The organism is Longitalea luteola, assembly GCF_017356035.1.
Taxonomy (GTDB): Bacteria; Bacteroidota; Bacteroidia; order Chitinophagales; family Chitinophagaceae; genus Niastella; species Niastella luteola.
Map to the genome: position 1 here is coordinate 39089 of NZ_JAFIQX010000001.1, position 18177 is coordinate 57265.

General features: G+C 45.1%; 15 protein-coding genes, 1 tRNA gene and 1 riboswitch. Of the genes, 9 read left to right on the forward strand and 7 right to left on the reverse strand.

The genetic code is table 11. The features are described from left to right. Nucleotides 1–8: 8 nt before the first annotated feature. From JUB15_RS00195 to JUB15_RS00215, 5 genes are all read left to right on the forward strand, one after another. The gene (locus JUB15_RS00195) at nucleotides 9–356 is read left to right on the forward strand and encodes a 4Fe-4S dicluster domain-containing protein (RefSeq protein WP_207510223.1); all 348 of its coding nucleotides are present in this window, start codon (nucleotides 9–11) and stop codon (nucleotides 354–356) included. A gap of 335 nt (nucleotides 357–691) precedes the next feature. Then, nucleotides 692–1678: a D-alanine--D-alanine ligase gene (locus JUB15_RS00200; RefSeq protein WP_207510224.1), complete on the forward strand. Its 987-nt coding sequence runs from the start codon at nucleotides 692–694 to the stop codon at nucleotides 1676–1678. Between the two features lie 147 nt (nucleotides 1679–1825). After that, the gene (locus JUB15_RS00205) at nucleotides 1826–2623 is read left to right on the forward strand and encodes a PASTA domain-containing protein (RefSeq protein WP_207510225.1); all 798 of its coding nucleotides are present in this window, start codon (nucleotides 1826–1828) and stop codon (nucleotides 2621–2623) included. Nucleotides 2624–2641: 18 nt separating this feature from the next. After that, nucleotides 2642–2956 carry a rhodanese-like domain-containing protein gene (locus JUB15_RS00210; protein WP_207510226.1) on the forward strand — a complete coding sequence of 105 codons (315 nt, stop codon included), beginning with the start codon at nucleotides 2642–2644 and terminating at the stop codon, nucleotides 2954–2956. A gap of 205 nt (nucleotides 2957–3161) precedes the next feature. Continuing rightward, nucleotides 3162–3962 (forward strand): PASTA domain-containing protein, encoded by an 801-nt coding sequence (locus JUB15_RS00215; RefSeq protein ID WP_207510227.1) that lies wholly within the window; start codon nucleotides 3162–3164, stop codon nucleotides 3960–3962. A 201-nt stretch (nucleotides 3963–4163) separates the two neighbouring features. Here the strand turns inward: JUB15_RS00215 and JUB15_RS00220 are convergent, their stop codons facing one another. Beyond that, entirely contained in the window at nucleotides 4164–6596 is a 2433-nt protein-coding gene (locus JUB15_RS00220) for a TonB-dependent receptor (RefSeq protein WP_207510228.1), read from the reverse strand. A gap of 113 nt (nucleotides 6597–6709) precedes the next feature. After that, a riboswitch (TPP riboswitch) is annotated at nucleotides 6710–6816 on the reverse strand. Between the two features lie 104 nt (nucleotides 6817–6920). On the opposite strand from JUB15_RS00220, the gene JUB15_RS00225 reads away from it, so the two are divergent. Further along, the gene (locus tag JUB15_RS00225) at nucleotides 6921–7628 is read left to right on the forward strand and encodes a head GIN domain-containing protein (RefSeq protein WP_207510229.1); all 708 of its coding nucleotides are present in this window, start codon (nucleotides 6921–6923) and stop codon (nucleotides 7626–7628) included. 108 nt (nucleotides 7629–7736) lie between these two features. Here the strand turns inward: JUB15_RS00225 and JUB15_RS00230 are convergent, their stop codons facing one another. The 4 genes from JUB15_RS00230 to JUB15_RS00245 all read right to left on the reverse strand — a co-directional run bounded on the left by JUB15_RS00230 (nucleotide 7737) and on the right by JUB15_RS00245 (nucleotide 8781). Continuing rightward, entirely contained in the window at nucleotides 7737–7991 is a 255-nt protein-coding gene (locus tag JUB15_RS00230; protein ID WP_207510230.1) for a GIY-YIG nuclease family protein, read from the reverse strand. Nucleotides 7992–8077: 86 nt separating this feature from the next. Next, nucleotides 8078–8332, reverse strand: a complete 255-nt coding sequence (locus tag JUB15_RS00235) for a GIY-YIG nuclease family protein (protein WP_207510231.1) — start codon at nucleotides 8330–8332, stop codon at nucleotides 8078–8080. A gap of 86 nt (nucleotides 8333–8418) precedes the next feature. Then, nucleotides 8419–8673 (reverse strand): GIY-YIG nuclease family protein, encoded by a 255-nt coding sequence (locus JUB15_RS00240; protein WP_207510231.1) that lies wholly within the window; start codon nucleotides 8671–8673, stop codon nucleotides 8419–8421. Nucleotides 8674–8709: 36 nt separating this feature from the next. Then, a tRNA-Met gene (locus JUB15_RS00245) sits at nucleotides 8710–8781 on the reverse strand. 511 nt (nucleotides 8782–9292) lie between these two features. On the opposite strand from JUB15_RS00245, the gene era reads away from it, so the two are divergent. From era to JUB15_RS00260, 3 genes are all read left to right on the forward strand, one after another. Next, entirely contained in the window at nucleotides 9293–10162 is an 870-nt protein-coding gene (gene era, locus JUB15_RS00250; protein WP_207510232.1) for a GTPase Era, read from the forward strand. Nucleotides 10163–10180: 18 nt separating this feature from the next. Beyond that, nucleotides 10181–11497: a ribosome biogenesis GTPase Der gene (der, locus tag JUB15_RS00255; protein WP_207510233.1), complete on the forward strand. Its 1317-nt coding sequence runs from the start codon at nucleotides 10181–10183 to the stop codon at nucleotides 11495–11497. 182 nt (nucleotides 11498–11679) lie between these two features. Next, nucleotides 11680–13542 carry a hypothetical protein gene (locus JUB15_RS00260; protein ID WP_207510234.1) on the forward strand — a complete coding sequence of 621 codons (1863 nt, stop codon included), beginning with the start codon at nucleotides 11680–11682 and terminating at the stop codon, nucleotides 13540–13542. A gap of 138 nt (nucleotides 13543–13680) precedes the next feature. Here the strand turns inward: JUB15_RS00260 and JUB15_RS00265 are convergent, their stop codons facing one another. Both JUB15_RS00265 and glmS read right to left on the reverse strand, forming a co-directional pair. Further along, complete coding sequence (locus JUB15_RS00265) at nucleotides 13681–15921, reverse strand: DUF4954 family protein (RefSeq protein WP_207510235.1); 2241 nt, start codon at nucleotides 15919–15921, stop codon at nucleotides 13681–13683. Between the two features lie 168 nt (nucleotides 15922–16089). Further along, a complete protein-coding gene (gene glmS / locus JUB15_RS00270) occupies nucleotides 16090–17931 on the reverse strand; it encodes a glutamine--fructose-6-phosphate transaminase (isomerizing) (RefSeq protein ID WP_207510236.1) in 1842 nt (613 codons plus the stop codon). Between the last annotated feature and the right edge of the window lie 246 nt (nucleotides 17932–18177).

An 18177-nucleotide genomic window follows, 5' to 3' on the forward strand; every position in this document is an offset into this window, starting at 1 on the left:
AGTAAGTTATGGCTATAAAAATCACCGAAGAATGTATTAACTGCGGCGCCTGTGAACCCGAGTGCCCGAATAATGCCATATATGAAGGAGGAGTAGAGTGGAGGATCGCTGATGGCACTACTGTAAAAGGGTCGTATGTTTTATTGGATGGAACTGTAACGGATGCCGACACTGCCCATGCTCCTATTAGTGTTGATACATATTATATAGTTCCAAATAAATGTACAGAATGCCAGGGTTTTCATGAAGAGCCGCAATGTGCAGCCGTTTGCCCGGTTGACTGCTGTGTTCCTGATGAAATGTATGTTGAAACAGTGGAAGAGCTGATGGCAAAAAAAGAAAAACTGCACATATAGAAAGTAGGAAGCCGGCCTTTATTTACGGCAAAAAATATTTGATTCAGGCTGATATTTTTCCTAACTTTCTTTCAGAATAGTAATGTAGCCTTTGTGCTACTTGTAAGTGGCGGGTGATATGTCCTGCCGTATTGAGGTGAAGGATTAACGACCTTCACCTTTTTTTATGCGATCAATCACAAAGAAATGTATCGTTGCCGATGCCTGTGAGGCAGAATGGTTGTAATAATGCTATGATGTAGGCGGTTAGGTTATGTTTTAACAAATACCTGCTTTTGTAGTTTCCGGCTTCCCATCCTTTTTCGTTTATTTGCTGAAAATTTTCCAACCATTACATGAAGCCCAATATTGCCTTTGTTACCGGTGGGTACTCTACTGAAGCAGAAATCTCCTACAAAAGTGCACTCACTATTGAAAAGAATATCGATACCGATAAGTACAACGTATATAGAATTGATATCACTCCGCAAGGCTGGTTTCATGAGGCCGGCAATGGCCAGAAGATAACTGTCGACCGCAATGATTTCTCCCTGTTCATTGATGGTAAAAAATTAACATTTGATGCTGTGTTGATCGGGATACACGGAACACCCGGCGAAGATGGAAAATTACAGGGCTATTTCGATCTGGCCGGACTGCCCTATACCTCTTGTGACTCAGCGACTTCTGCACTAACATTCAACAAAAGATATACGGTGGCCGTGGCTGCCTTTGCTGGCATAAATGTTGCCAAATCAGTACATATTTTTAAGGACAATCCGGTTAGTCCGGAACAGATCCTTAATCAGCTCAGCCTGCCTGTATTTGTAAAGCCGAATAACGGCGGTTCAAGCATAGGCATGAGCAAGGTTACAGATGCGGCAGATCTGGCTGGGGCGTTGAATAAAGCTTTTAAAGAAGATGATCAGATACTGGTAGAGGAGTTTGTTGCCGGCCGCGAATTCACGATCGGCGTGTTTAAATCGCCTAAAGGCATCATTACCCTGCCGATCACTGAAGTGATCTCGAAAAAAGATTTCTTCGATTATGAGGCGAAATACCAGGGCCTGAGCGAAGAGATCACGCCTGCCAGGGTTGATGAAGCCATTGCAGATAAGGTTCGCAGTACAGCCAAAAAGATCTATGAGCTGTTGAACTGCCGGGGTGTGGTTCGGATAGATTTCATATACAATGAAGCCAAGCAGGCTCCGTTTATGCTTGAAATTAATACGGTGCCGGGCCAAAGTGAAGCAAGCATAGTGCCGCAGCAGGTGAGGGCCATGGGATGGACACTGAAGGAATTTTATTCGGCATTGATCGAAGATGCGTTGGCGAGAAAGTGAGTTGGCCGGTTAACAACTTATAAGTTGACAAGTTAATAGAGTTGATAAAGGCAGTTAAATTGTGAAAGAAGAGAAGTACCCTTTCACGTTTCACGATTGCCGTTTCACGATTCACGAAAACAAACAGATACTACCTTGTTTAAATTCATGACAGGGAAACCCCTTTGGGTGCACATACTAACAGGAATAGGTATTGTTATTTTACTGGTAGTTGTGTTCCTGCAATCGCTACACTGGATTACCAGGCATGACAAAACCCTTACCATTCCTGGCGTAACTGGAAAACCGTTTGCAGAAGCCCGCCAAATACTGGAAAGCAAAGGATTTGAAGTAGAATTACAGGATTCCGTTTATAATGACACGGCAAAACCTTTGTCAGTGTTACGGCAGTTCCCTGAAGCCGAAGCGGTGGTAAAAGTAAACCGTACCGTTTATCTCACTGTTAACAAAGCTGTAGCACCGCTTATTGAAATGCCGAACCTGGAAGGACTGAGCTTCCGCAGTGCAGAGATCTCAATGAATCAATACGGGTTGAAGCTGGAAGACACGGTTTATCGCGCCGATTTCGCCAAGAACTCGGTTCTGGAGCAACAATATAACGGCGAACGTATTAAGGCCGGAACAAAAATTCCGCAGGGTAGTGCAATAGTACTGGTACTTGGCAGCGGTTTGGGACAGGAAGATTTTAGTGTACCCGACCTCGTTGGACTCACTTACAATGATGCCAAAGTATTGCTGGAGTCGAATGGCCTGAATGTAGGAACGGTGATACCGGGCATTGACCCGAATGCCTATGTTGGCCGCCAGGCCCCTGAATACATGACCCCTGATGGCCGGGTAAACCGTATTCGCCAGGGGCAGTCTGTTGACCTGTGGCTGCAGGCCGACAAGCCAATGAAAGTGCCTGTTGTACCTGCACCCGGCGAGCAACCGCAACAACAATAATTATTTAAATAAGCGTTTATGCAAAATATAACTCCTGAAGAAGTAAAAGAGCGTCTTGACAGAGGCGAGCAACTGAATCTCGTAGATGTGCGTGAGCCCCATGAGCGTGCTGAGTTCAATATTGGCGGCGCCCATGTGCCCCTGGGACAGGTGCAAATGATGCAGGTTGATGAACTGAACAACCTGAAGAATGAAGAAGTGATCGTTTATTGCCGCAGTGGTAACCGTAGTGGTCAGGCTGCCATGATCCTGGAAACGCTTGGGTTTACCAATACAAAGAACCTGGCAGGCGGGATGCTGGCCTGGCAGTCGAAATTTGGTTCGAATCAATAGGCGATGTGAATGGGCAGAAGGCAAAAGGCTGAAGGCAAAGGGCAGAAGGCCTACCTTCGCCAAGGCTACGCCGGGCAAGGCAAACAGGCAAAAGAATTTGAGCGGCGCAAGATAGTTGTTAGTTTTAACTGTCGCGAGCCATTCACCATTGACCATTCACCATTCACCTTAAGTGTCCTGATTTATAATCATTCAAATACCACCTGTGTTTAAATTCATTACCGGAAAACCGCTTTGGGCGAATATCCTCCTGGGTATTGGCATCTTGTTAGTATTGTTCTTTCTTTTCTTTCAGTCATTATCATGGATCACCCGCCATGATAAGACATTGCCTGTACCATCGGTAACCGGCAAGTCATTTGAAGAAGCGAAAAAGTTACTCGAAGGACAGGGGTTCGAAGTAGAGATACAGGATACTGTTTATAACGATACCGCTGCGCTTTTATCGGTTGTAAAACAGTTTCCCAATGCTGAAACGAAGGTAAAGATGAACCGTACGGTTTACCTGACCATTAATCGCGATGCAGCGCCTGATATAGACATGCCCAAGCTGACCGGACAAAGCTTTCGCAGTGCACAGATCACCATACAGCAACAAAAGCTGAAACTGGAAGACACGATCTATGCACCTTATTTTGCCCGCGACCTGGTACTTGAACAACATTATAAAGGGCAGCCAATTAAAGAGGGCACCAAAATACCGATGGGCAGCGGCATCGTACTGGTATTGGGACGTGGTACCGGTTCAGAGCTGTTAGAAGTACCTGATCTGATCGGTCTTACTTTAAATGAAGCAAAAACCGTATTGGAGGCAAACGGATTTACCACCGGTACCACCCAGCCGCAGGGTGCAGATCCCAACTGGTTTGTTTACAGGCAGGCGCCCGATCACTTTACGCCCAATGGAAATATAAACCGTATTCGCCAGGGCCAGATCATTGATCTTTGGGTGCAGGCAGAAAAGCCGGTTAGACAGATGGTGGATAGTGCGGCTGCACAGCCGTAGCGCGGGACCTTTTATGAAGAGCCTGTTCGTCAGGGCAGATTAAAGCAATTTCCATATACTGTTGTGTTCGAGATATTTGATTAAAAAGTTATTGTCTACAGTGTATTTATGATAAAACAGCATCCTTCAAAAAGCGATCTATGTAAACAAAGAACCCCGGCGATACCGTCGGGGTTCTTTGTTTACAGGCTTTTTCAGCACTTACAACTTCACATTCAATCCCACCATGAAATTGGTGCCCGCCATGGGATAATAAAAATTCTCAGTGATCACTGAGCCGCCATACTGGTAACTGTACGTATAGCCATTGGGCTCATATTTCTTATTGAAAACATTGTTCACCTGAACAATAAAAGTAGTTTCTTTAAACAGGGCTTTACGCAGTGTATAGCTGATCCGCGCATCCTGCACAAAATAAGGAGCAAGGCTGCGTCTTTTATCGGAGGTATTATCGAGATATTGACGACCTGCATATTTTGCGGGCAGACTGATCTCAACATTAGCACAGGGAATAATATTCAACATACCCGATGCAACAATAGCCGGCGAAAATGCAATGTCGGTATTGCCGTGTGCAGTGTCTTTTTGACCGCCGTTATCATAATCATCATAATACTCAGTAAAGTCTTTGATCTGATTTTTGCTCAACGTTATATTCCCAACTGCATTCAGCCAATGAGTAAACCGAATGCCGCCTTGCAGTTCTATACCCATACGATAACTGTCAGGAACATTGGTGCGGGTGTACTCACCTACGTTATTGATCTTACCGGTTAACACCAGTTGATCTTTATACAGCATATAATAAACGGTAGCCGCCCAATTATAATCGCTGGATTTTCTTTCTACACCCAATTCAAAATCGTGCAGCTTTTCAGGTTTTGGCTGTTGGTCGATGCCGGCTTCAAAATCATTCCGGTTGGGTTCTTTGTTGCCCTGGGAATAGGAAGCATATAACTGGTAGTTGTTTTTTGTATATACGAGACCCACTTTGGGATTAAAGAAATCCCATGTATTACGTAAGAAAAGCGTCGGATTTTTACTGAATCCGCCAATATAGTATAATACCCGGCGGTATTGCAGGTCAACAAAGCCCTGCAGGTTTTCACTTAATGCCACTTGGTATTTGGCATAGGCGTTCACATCCGTTTTGTAGGCGTCCGTATTATACCAATGGTAATCCATGGGAATGCCACCTTTTTCAGACCATATCACTTTGCCATAATGTTTGCCATCATACCGGTTCCAGCCGCCGCCAATGATGAGTTGGTTATTACCTTCCTTGTATTGTACAGAGAAGATCTGCCCATAAAAGTAGTTATCCAGCCATTTTTGCTGAACCAGGTCCGTTGAGCGAATGGTGTCATTGCCAAATATCAGATCATTCAATCCGTAGTCGCTGTAACTGCTTTGTGGCTTGAATTCTTCATAATAGCCTCTACCCCGCGTTAAGAAGAAGGCCGTATTAACGGCCAGCCTGCCATTGAAATCATGGTTAAGGAATAACTGGTAATGGTCCTGCTGGTAGTTATCCGTTTGGTTGGCATACGTAAAATAATTGTACTTCCTGGGGTCGGATGCGAAAAGATTAGCCGAATCCTGAGGAGTCACATATAAATATCCAGGGCCAAGGTTGTTATAATAATGGGCCAGCAGGGCCGAATCATTGTTTCTCAATTTGGCCTCCGGAATACCATTCCAGGCCTGGTAGGTCTTTTCATTACCTGAGAATACATTCAGGCGAATGGAGGTATTCTTGTTTAAATAAGCGCCCGACAGGTAAAATGATTTCAGCGAACTGGTGGCGCGGTCAATATAGCCATCGCTGGAGATCCTGGAAACGCGGGCATCGATGGTAAAGTGATCGTTGATCAATCCGCTCCCTGCCTTAACGGTGTGTTTCCAGGTATTGAAGGAACCATAGCTATTGTTTACTTCCGCATAGGGAGTAGTATTCGTTTCATTGGTGCTCAGATTAATGGTAGCGCCAAAAGCGGCAGCACCGTTCGACGAAGTACCTACACCACGTTGCACCTGTATGCTGTTTACCGACGAAGTAAAATCAGGCAGATTCACAAAGAATGTTCCCTGTGATTCCGCATCGTTGTACGGGATGCCATTAAGTGTCATATTGATGCGTGTTGCATCACTACCCCTGACGCGGATTCCGGTATAACCCACGCCGTTGCCAGCATCGGAATTAACGATCACAGATGGCGTTTGATTCAGAATAAAAGGCAGATCCTGCCCAAGGTTGAGCTTTTCAATGTCTTTTTTTGAAAGATTGTTTTTGGTGAAAGGCGATTTATCAGCGGCGCGGGTGGCTTTTATTTCAACCGGTTGCAAAAAAAGATTGACCCTTTCCAGTTTGATATCAATCGTATTACCAGCAGTTACCTGTTGATCAATTCCCTGAAAGCCCACGGAAGTAACATGCAATGTATAATTACCGGGTCTGATCTTTCTGAATTCAAAAAAACCGTTTTCATTGGTGAGCGTACTCATTCCATTGCTCAGCTCTACAGTAGCAGCGGCGATAGGCATCGAGGAAGCATCCGTAACTTTTCCACTGATTTGAGCCACCAGGCATTGAGTTAGCAACAGATAGCAAATCCCCAAAAGCATTTTTTTCATGTGTAATTCCCTTGTTTTTGATCCATATGCGATGCGCCTGTATCGGTTCATTCATCCGGATCTCTTTGTTGAAAAAATGGTTTGAGAGAAATGCTGCGAAAGCGAAGCGTAGACAAATAACGGAGCTACCTTCCCTGCGCAGGCATTACCCTGATCAGGTTCTACGGGTATTTTCTCAGCGATCTCCGCCTGCGGCGGGAAAGCACCCCGGGAAACTGAAAATCTATATTTTTAAAGAATAGCGGGCAAAGATACGAACATTATTTTTTTAAGGATATTGTAACATATTCACCGCTTTGCCCGTTTCACCAACAAATGAGCGCTATGTTGAAGGCCCTTTTAACGCCTACATTGTTGTTAATCAGTCTTGTGGCATTTAGCCAGGAGAAGGTGATCTATGACGCCAACGTGGAAAAACGCACGGTAGGAGGTTTCCAGGCCATAAAGGTGTCAGATGGGATTGACCTGTACCTGTCTCCCGGAACAGAGGAAGGGGTGGCAGTAAGCGCAGCTGAGATTGGCGATCGGGCCAGAATAAAAACCATTGTTGAAGATGGGGAGCTGAAGATTTTTTTGGACAAGGGATGGAACTGGAGGAATAAGAAACTGACCGCGTATGTGGCGATAAGAACTATCTCAAAACTTCGCGCTTCGGGCGGGTCGGATATTATTGTTAAGGGAAAATTGACCCTTGATAAACTGGATCTATCCTTAACGGGCGGAAGTGATTTTAACGGTGAAATGGCGGTTACTGATCTTACTGTTCATCAAAGCGGTGGATCTGACGTGCACATCAAAGGAAGTGCCGTGAATGTAAAGGTAGATGCCAGCGGTGGCAGTGATTTTAAGGGGTACAGTTTAATTGCTGACTACGCCATTTTGGAAGTCAGTGGCGGCAGTGATGCTACTATAACCGTTAATAAAGAGATGGCCGCAGAGGCCAGTGGCGGCAGTGATGTGAACTACAAGGGAAACCCGGTGATAAAATATAAATCGGCCAGTGGCGGTGGAAGTATTTCAAAAAGAGGATAAGCTTCGTTTCTATTAAATGTAATAAAAAAGGCTCCTGTTACCAGAAGCCTTTCCAAGGTTGCGCGGGCAAGGATCGAACTTGCGTCCGCCAGCCGGCGGATATGAGCGCTACTGAGATCGTTGTTGTAGAAGTTCGCGTATAAAAGCTCTGCCGCCAGCAGATTTTAACTGCCGCTCTCGCTTCATCGCACTTGATTTGTCGTTAAATGTTTCCGTATGAAGAATTGTCCAGGGCCTGAATTTGATTGTCCAGCCTTTGGTGCCGGGTTCGTTATGAGATTTAAATCGGTTCTCGGGATTGTTGGTAAACCCAACATAGATTTTGTCAAATTGTACAGAATATAGAACGTAGACTATATACATAAAAAAAAGCTCCTGTTACCAGAAGCCTTTCCAAGGTTGCGCGGGCAAGGATCGAACTTGCGTCCGCCAGCCGGCGGATATGAGCGCTACTGAGATCGTTGTTGTAGAAGTTCGCGTATAAAAGCTCTGCCACCAGCAGATTTTAACTGCCGCTCTCGCTTCATCGCACTTGATTTGTCGTTAAATGTTTCCGTATGAAGAATTGTCCAGGGCCTGAATTTGATTGTCCAGCCTTTGGTGCCGAGTTCGTTATGAGATTTAAATCGGTTCTCGAGATTGTTGGTAAACCCAACATAGATTTTGTCAAATTGTACAGAATATAGAACGTAGACTATATACATAAAAAAAGGCTCCTGTTACCAGAAGCCTTTCCAAAGTTGCGCGGGCAAGGATCGAACTTGCGTCCGCCAGCCGGCGGATATGAGCGCTACTGAGATCGTTGTTGTAGAAGTTCGCGTATAAAAGCTCTGCCACCAGCAGATTTTAACTGCCGCTCTCGCTTCATCGCACTTGATTTGTCGTTAAATGTTTCCGTATGAAGAATTGTCCAGGGCCTGAATTTGATTGTCCAGCCTTTGGTGCCGAGTTCGTTATGAGATTTAAATCGGTTCTCGAGATTGTTGGTAAACCCAACATAGATTTTGTCAAATTGTACAGAATATAGAACGTAGACTATATACATAAAAAAAGGCTCCTGTTACCAGAAGCCTTTCCAAAGTTGCGCGGGCAAGGATCGAACTTGCGACCTTCGGGTTATGAGCCCGACGAGCTACCGCTGCTCTACCGCGCGATATAATATTTTTTAACTGTTTTATCTAAAAGAACTTGTTTCGAACTTGCGTCCGCCAGCCGGCGGATATGAGCCCGACGAGCTACCGCTGCTCTACCGCGCGATATAATATTTTTTAACTGTTTTATCTAAAAGAACTTGTTTCGAACTTGCGTCCGCCAGCCGGCGGATATGAGCCCGACGAGCTACCGCTGCTCTACCGCGCGATATAATATTTTTTAACTGTTTTATCTAAAAGAACTTGTTTCAAACTTGCGTCCGCCAGCCGGCGGATATGAGCCCGACGAGCTACCGCTGCTCTACCGCGCGATATAATAATTTCACTTTTAATCAAGAACTAACAATTAACTTTTCTTTCGCACCTCAAACTCAGCATTTCAACATTAACCTTCTCATTTTCACCCCTTCGCTGCTGACCCTTGTTCGTTAATTGGGTTGCAAAGATAAAGATATAAATCATTGCCACCAAACAAATTTTAATCTTCTACCTTTGCAGGAATTTTAATGTCAAATGAAAGCGGGTTTTGTTAGCATTTTCGGGCGCCCCAACGCGGGCAAAAGCACCTTGCTCAACGCTCTGATGGGCGAAAAGCTGGCTATTGTATCCCCCAAGGTGCAAACTACCCGCCACCGCATCAAAGGCATTCTAACCGAACCTGATTACCAGATCATCTTTTCCGACACCCCCGGCATCATTGAACCTAAATACAAACTCCAGGAAAAAATGATGCAGGCCGTAAAACAGGCCCTCGAAGATACCGACGTGGCCCTGTTAATGGTCGATGTAAATGATAATCATGAAGAAGTCAATGCCATTTTTGAAGCCTTGCGTTTGAAGGTTCCGGCCATCATCGTGATCAATAAACTCGATGAGGCCTCTAACAGTAAGAAAGAAGAAGTGTTCGCTTTCTTTGGTTCCAAACCTTATTGCAAGGCAATTGTCGGCACCTCAGCCCTCCAGAAAACCGGCTTGCAGGACCTCATCCAGGCCATCCTGAAGTTTTTGCCCGATAACCCGCCTTTTTTCGAAGGCGATGAGATGACCGATCTGCCCACCCGCTTCTTTTGCGCGGAAATGATCCGGGAAAAGATCTTTTATCTGTATCAGGAAGAAATTCCCTATCATACCACTGTTATTGTGAACGAGTTCAAAGAAAAGTCTTCGCTGGTAAAGATCAGTGCAGATATAATAGTGAACCGCGAAACCCAGAAAGGCATTTTACTGGGCCAGGGTGGAAAAATGATCAGGCAACTGGGAACCGAAGCAAGAAAGGACATTGAACAGTTCCTCGGACAAAAAGTGTTTCTGGAACTGTTTGTGAAAGTGCGGCCTAAGTGGCGCGATAATGATTACATGTTAAAAGAATACGGCTATCACTAATAATATTTGAGCAACATTATGGCAGGTTTTACAGTAGCAATAGTAGGAAGACCCAATGTAGGGAAAAGCACCTTTTTTAACCGCTTGCTTGAGCAGCGTAAAGCAATCGTGGATGATGTGAGCGGTGTTACCCGCGACCGGCAGTATGGTGTGGCCGACTGGAATGGTAAAACGTTCAACATCATCGATACCGGCGGTTTCGTTCCCGAAAGTGAGGAGGTCTTTGAAAAAGAGATCGCCAAACAGGTGATGATCGCCGTGGAAGAAGCTAATGCCATATTGTTCATGGTAGACGCTGCCACCGGCATTACCGACCTCGATGAATCCATGGCCGATGTGTTACGCCGCACCGCCAAACCCGTATTCCTCGTAGTAAATAAGGTCGACAACCATGAACGGCTGCTCGAAGCTACCGAGTTTTACGGACTGGGCTTTGATAATATCTTTTTCCTTTCTTCTATGAGCGGTAGTGGTACGGGCGAATTGCTCGATGCGGTTTCTGCCCTGATCACAGAGGAACAGGTTGCCGCTGTGGAAGCTGCTGAAGCCCTGCCTAAGTTTGCCATTATCGGCCAGCCGAATGTAGGGAAGTCCTCGCTGCTGAATGCGTTGATAGGGCAGGAGCGTACCATCGTAAGCGATATTGCCGGTACAACCCGCGATACCATACATACCCATTATAATTTATTCCAGAAAGAATTTATTCTGATCGATACAGCCGGGATCCGCCGTAAGACCAAAGTGCATGAAGATCTTGAGTTCTACTCGGTCATCAGGGCCATTAAAGCTATGGACGAAGCTGATGTATGTTTGTTATTACTGGATGCCGAGAAAGGCATTACACAGCAGGACCTGAACATTTTCAGTCTGGCCGTGCGTAAAGGAAAAGGGATTGTGCTGTTGGTGAATAAATGGGATATGATGGAGAAGGCCACCAATACAGCCCGCGATTATGAAAATGAATTGAAGAAACGCATAGCGCCATTCACCGATGTGCCTATCATTTTTATTTCTGCGCTGGAAAAACTGCGTATTCATAAAGCCATTGAAATGGCACTGGAAGTGTATGATAACAAACAACGGAAAGTGCCTACTTCAGAACTGAACGATACGATGCTGAAAGCTATAGCCGCTTACCAGCCGCCTGTTGTTCGCGGTAATCCCATACGTATTAAGTATGTAACACAGTTACCCACCCAGGTGCCATCGTTCGCTTTCTTCTGTAATTTTCCCGACGATGTAAAGCAGCCCTATAAGAATTATCTCGAGAACCAGCTGCGGCAGCATTTTAAATTCACAGGCGTGCCTGTCCGTATTTTCTTTAGAAAAAAATAAGCTATTACAGTAGTATGAGTATAGTTTTAGCACTGGCTTCGGTGCAAAACTATATTCATGCCTATAGATATTTGTTACCCTAACAGATATTCGAAAAAATTATAATTATTTTACTGCTTGAAATAATTATTTATTTACCTTCGATCTACTGGCTCCAACAAAGTAGCATAAACTTTACTGTTATGTATACGAGAAAATTGTTGCTTACTTTGCAGCCACTGCTTCTTTTTGTTCTACTCATTAATGCTTCATACGCTCAACTTCGGTGGGATGGCGAGGCCGGCGACGGCCAATGGATGACCGCAAGCAACTGGGCCGGCAATGTACTCCCCGCTATTACGGATGATGTGATCTTGGATAATACATTTATCGCAGGCGGTTATACGGTTAGCTTGCCGGGTGATAGTACCAGTGTTCACATAAGATCAATAACTATTACGCCAGCGGCTGGTCAAACTATTGAATTGGTACTGCCTTCAACCAATACAGCCATTCCGGCTTTTAAACTTTCCGGCGCCATGTACGGAATGGTGATCGGCAACGGTGGCATCTTCAGGAATGCTTCAGGCGCTGACAACGGTTTGCCCGTTGAAATCGCCGATTCCCTGAAAATTAACAATGGTGGCCGGTATGTACAAAACAATTCAGGAAGTCATGCCGCTATTGTTGCGGTCTTGTCACGAGCGCCTGGTACAGAAGAGGGAATATTTGACTTCGACATCCCTTCCGCGTCCAGCACATTGTCACTGAGCGGGCGCACCTATGGCAAACTGATGCTTTCGTCCAATGCCAGAAATGGCGCAGTAACCTACACCGCTTCAGGAGTTAATACAGTCAGGGTAAGAAGCGACCTGCATGTTTCGGCCGGAGTAACCCTTAGCCTTAATTTTTCTGACACGCTGTTTATAGATCGCGATCTGATCCAGCAGGGTGGAACCATCAACCTAGGCAACGCAGCCCGTTCACTGGTAACTGTTATTAACCGGCATTTCATGCAATCCGCCACCGGTTTAATTTATGAAACGGGCACTTCCTTTCCTGAAATAGTATTCAGCGGTAATGCCAACCAACAGATCGATTGTAAAGGCGCTATAAAAGACAATGTTGCCATAAAAATGAATAATGCAGCCATGGCTACGCTCAGCTCACCATGGTCATTACCTTATAAGTTAAACCTGACGAAGGGAAGAATAGTTACCTCGGCTGCTAATAGCCTTACCTTACTTGCTGGTTGCAGTATTGTGGTTGATAGTTTGTCGAACAACAGCTTTATTGATGGCCCGCTTCGAAAAGAAGGTTTGTCGGCTGCCACTCATTTTTTATTTCCTGTTGGGAAAGACGGTACCATGCGATGGCTGGCATTGAAAAATGCGAACGGCCATTTCAATGTGGAATTTTTTAACAGCAATCCACAACAGATCAGTAATACCTATGGTTCGGGCATCAGTCAAATTAGCCAAATGGGATACTGGACAGTTCAGGCAGATGCCACTGCTTCCACTGCTGCATTGGTTGAGTTATCTTTTAATGGGCCTAACAGTGGCGTGGGAACCGATCTTACAACAGCAAGAGTTGCCAAACTTGATAACAAAGTTTGGATTAATGCTGGAAATACCGCATTTACCGGTTCGCCCGGTTCGCGTGGGTCCATTGTGAGTAATACAGTGGCTTCCTGGAACGCAATTCCCGATCTTTTTACCCTGGGCAGTAGTGTTCCTGTAGAAGGGCCGCTTGCATTGAACGATATTATAAGGCCGGTAAGCCGTAATAATGCTATAAATAATAATACCGGCCCGTTACAATTGCTGGCCGTTAACTTCTCCAACGCCCAGTTACTTACGTGCGAGGCGTCCCATAAAACGCAGGCAATGGTTTATATCGTAAATAATAGCGGCGTCATTGTTAATGTAAGGAATGTTGTCATTGAAAAGGGCCTGAACTATTTACCGCTCGAGGTGCCCTCATTACCGGCTGGCGTTTATAATATACGTGCTTTTACGCCTAAAGGATCTTCAAATGTATTGCGGTTTGTTTATATAAAGTAGCTAAACCGGCGAGAAGCGAAAGCACTCATTGAATATCCCAGCCCGGAAAATCGTTGAAATGGCTACCTAAATCCATCAGGAACCTAAATAAAAAAGGCTGCATCAGCTTTGATGCAGCCCCGTCTCATCCTGGTGCTTTTATGCGACCTTTAATTTATTTGGTTTGTCTAATTTCAATTTGGTAACCAGCTGTTGTATTTCTTTCTTGTAGTCTTCCAGGGCTTTTTGTTCCTGTTTTATAAAGCTGTTGTCTTCCAGCTTACCCACTACCTTGTTCATGGCTTCCTGATTTTCATAGACCATCTTGCGGAAAGGATTGCGATAATCCTTGGCGCGTGATTCGTATATCTCTTTCACCATCCATTCTTTGGTAGTAATGCTTTGATGCAACAGGCTTTTGATGATGGCCGGACTGGCTTTTTTCAAATTGATATCAAACACCTCTTTTACAGCGGCCATGGCATGGGCCAGCTTTTCCATGGGGTAGTTTTTGCCTTGCTGAACATAAAACGCATGTACTGCTTCCCAGTCCTTGATCTTGCCTGCAACGATCTGTTTGTTCAGCTTATCGATCTCTGAACGAAGGATCAATTGTCCGCCAACGTTCATCCACTGCGCAATGGCTGCTTTTGAAGGCAGGCTTTCTATCAATTGCTCATGCGTTTTAATGTTGTTGAGGCTGATGTGCTCCAGCAACTGCTGCGACAGGTAAAACATTACCAGCTCCCGGAACAGGTGATAGGCCCGCATCACTTTCAACACACGTACGGGGCGGCGGGTATTTTCGAAATTATCAGCCAGGATAACCAGCTCGTTCACTACGGGATCATTCGTGTCGAGCAGTGCCTGACCAATGGCAATGATCTCATCATCGGTCATCTTTTTTTGATTGCCTTCGCGCTTCAACCAGGCTTTGCCCGTGAATTTTTGTAATAAAGGCAATGCCTGTAACACATCGTTAATGGTATCCGGCGCCAGAAAATTAAACTCCAGGTGCTGGGTTTTATCAATGCGTTTATCACGATCCGTATACTTCCAGGAGTTGCGGGCCAGCGCATACATATTATACATGAACCAATAGGCCGGCATCACTACCAGTTGGTCTTTGCTGATATCATTGCTGATGAGCGAGAAGGGGATCGGAATATTTAATTCCGCCGGGTAATCGCCTTTAGCCAGTATTGAAAAGCAGGCAAACTTTGAGTTGTGCTTCAGGCTAACACACAATCCTGGCCAGAAGCCACGGCCCGCAACGATCTCTCCGTCCGGGCTGCGGCTGTTGTGGTTAGAACCTACGGTTGCACCTGCTGCCATATTGCTTTGTCCCTGTATGAGCGCGGCACATAGAAATGAATTATTATGGTGTTGTTCATGCGAAGGAAAGATCAGGGAATTCAACACTTCGCAACAGGAGATCGTGGAGTTATCACCCAGGTACGAGTTGATCAACCGGGCGCCATATTTGAGCTGTGAATGCGAGGCCAGTACAAAGCGAACGGCTTTTACGCCATAGAACAGCCGGCATCCGTAACCGATAATTCCATTCACCAGTTCACAACCTTCACCAACCTGGGTATTGGCCTCACTCGAAGAGTTGATGGTTACATTTTTTATTTTGTTGGCGCCTTTCAAATAAGCATCGGACCCGATCTTTACATCTTTAATAATGCGGCAGTTCTTGATAACGGTCCTGTCGCCAATAGTGCCGTAGTAACCACGAAGTGCATCGAATTTCTTTTCTGTAAATTCCTTGAAACGATTTAACAGTTTACCATCGTCGCGGAAGTAGGTCCATAAAAAAGCATCACCAGGCAGTATGCCATCGAATGGCAGAATGCTGCGGCCTGCATTTTCGTTGCATAATTCCATCCAGATGCGGATGTTCTCCGGTTCCCCTTCTTTCAGGATACCATTACCGAATTTGGAATGATCGGTAGTGGCAATCTCATTACAGTTTACCAGCATCACGTCGTTGCCGATGATATAATGCGAAATATAATTTACATTATCTACAACTACATTGTCGCCAAAGTCGCAGCTGATAACGGTGCTGTTGTAGAAGCCTACCGGCCGGCGAAGATTATGATATTCGAGGTAATAAGGTTCCAGTTTACCAATGCGTACCAGGCCAAAGAACTTGCAGTTCTGCACCAGTTCCGGATTGAATGCATTTGATACCAGCAGGTTGTTCCAGTTGTCTGACGTATTGCGGTTGCGCACCAGCACTTCAATTTCATACGCTGATAAATGCCGGTAGTGGATGCCGTTCTTTACCTGTTTATTGCGCAGGTAATATTCATCTTTTCCCTTGGGTAAATAAGGTGCCGGAATGAAGTCGTACCCTAATGTATTGAGCGGTTTGCGATTGATTTCATTCATAAACTATAATTGTTGCAATAGCTATTAATGAGATTTGTAAGGAAGGAAGAGGCCTGTTAAAAATGAGAAGCCAGTAGTTTGTAGTAAATAGCCAGTGGAATTCCTACTTGCCACTCCCTACTTGCTACCAGCCTCATTCATATAATCATGTATGGTTCTTTATACCGATTACTCTACAGTTACCGACTTGGCTAAATTTCTCGGTTTATCTACATCCAGTCCTTTAGCAACGCCAATATAATAGGCCAGCAACTGTAATGGAATTACACTGAGCATGGGGGCAACGAGCTCATCGGCAGCCGGCACTTCAATTACATCATCAGCCATTTTGGTAATTACGTCGTCTCCTTCAGTGATCACGGCTATAACTTTTCCTTTCCGGGCTTTAATCTCCTGAATATTGCTGATGATCTTTTCGTGGTAAGAGTCTTTAGTGGCTACAAACACTACCGGCAGATTTTCATCAACCAGTGCGATGGGGCCGTGTTTCATTTCTGCAGCTGGATAACCTTCTGCATGAATATATGAAATTTCCTTCAGCTTTAACGCGCCTTCCAGGGCAATGGGGAAATTGTAGCCGCGGCCCAGGTACAGGAAATCACGCGCATCTTTATATTTATAAGCCAGTTGTTTAACTTCTTCTGCCTGTTGCAAGGCGGCAGGTATTTTTTCAGGGATAGCCTGTAATTCGTTCAATAAATGCAGGTAGCGTTTATTGTCGAGGGTGCCTTTTTCATAAGCGAGTTGCAAAGCAATGATGGTTAGTACAGCGAGCTGTGCAGTAAATGCTTTGGTACTGGCAACGCCAATTTCCGGACCGGCGTGCGTATAGGCGCCGGCGTGTGATACGCGGGCAATAGAGGAACCTACCACATTCACAATACCGAAGATGAGCGCGCCCTGCTCTTTGGCTTTTTCAATAGCTACCAGCGTGTCGGCGGTTTCACCACTTTGAGATACGGCAATGATCACGTCGCCTTTTTGAACGACGGGATTGCGATAGCGGAACTCCGATGCATATTCCACTTCAACCGGAATACGGCATAATTCTTCAAAGATGTATTCTGCTATCAACCCGGCATGCCAGCTGGTGCCACAGGCGATGATGATAATCCGCTGGGCATTTTTCAGTTGGTCAATATTGCTTGTAACACCCGACATGGTGATGGTACCGTTGGCTGCATCTACCCGGCCACGTAAGCAATCGAACACCGTGCTGGGTTGCTCAAAGATCTCTTTTAACATGAAATGATCGTAACCGCCTTTTTCAATGGCTGCCAGTTCCAGGTCGAGCTGTTGTACGAATGGTGTTATCTTTTCATTACCCAGGTTCTTTAAAACCAGTTCATCGGGTTTAATGATAGCCAGCTCATAGTCGTTAACATATACTACCGTTTTTGTGTACTCTATAATGGGAGAAGCGTCAGATGCAAGGAAATGTTCATCGCGGTTCTTGCCGATGCCAATTACCAGCGGACTTCCCTTGCGGGCTGCAATAAGGGTATCGGGATTGTCCTGGTCGATGAGGATGATCACATAAGCGCCTACTACGCGTTTCAGGGCCACGCGTACTGCTTCTTCGAGGCTGCATTGGTTGTTCAACTGAATGTCTTCAATGAATTTCAACAGTACTTCAGTATCGGTATCGCTGATGAAATTGTAACCTTTCTTTTGCAGCTCACTTTTTAACTGGTTATAATTTTCAATGATACCGTTATGGATCATGGCCAGTTTACCATTTTCAGATACATGCGGATGAGCGTTGCGATCGCAGGGTTCACCATGGGTGGCCCACCGGGTGTGGCCTATCCCGATATTTGCCTGAAGATCTTTACCAACCAGTGTTTCTTCCAGGTCGGCTACTTTACCTTTTTTCTTATATACATTCAAACCGCCATTTAACAGGGCAACACCGGAACTGTCGTATCCGCGGTATTCGAGTCTTTTTAATCCTTTCAGGATGATCGGGTAAGCTTGCTTATGTCCTATATATGCTACAATTCCGCACATAATTACAGGGTTTTAGTTTAATATTAAGTGTTGAGCCAACAGTTTTCTGTTGTGTTTTGAGTTATGTGTTTCGAGTTAAATATGTTGTGTTGCCGTATTCCGCAAACGGTTGCGCAATATTATCAAAAAAATAGCCATATGCTACGCAAAAACACGCATAATATACGCTTAACGCTTAAGGCTTAACGCTCAACGCTAGTGTCCGTGATTTTTGACGCTGCCAGAAGACAAGCAGGCTTTGATACC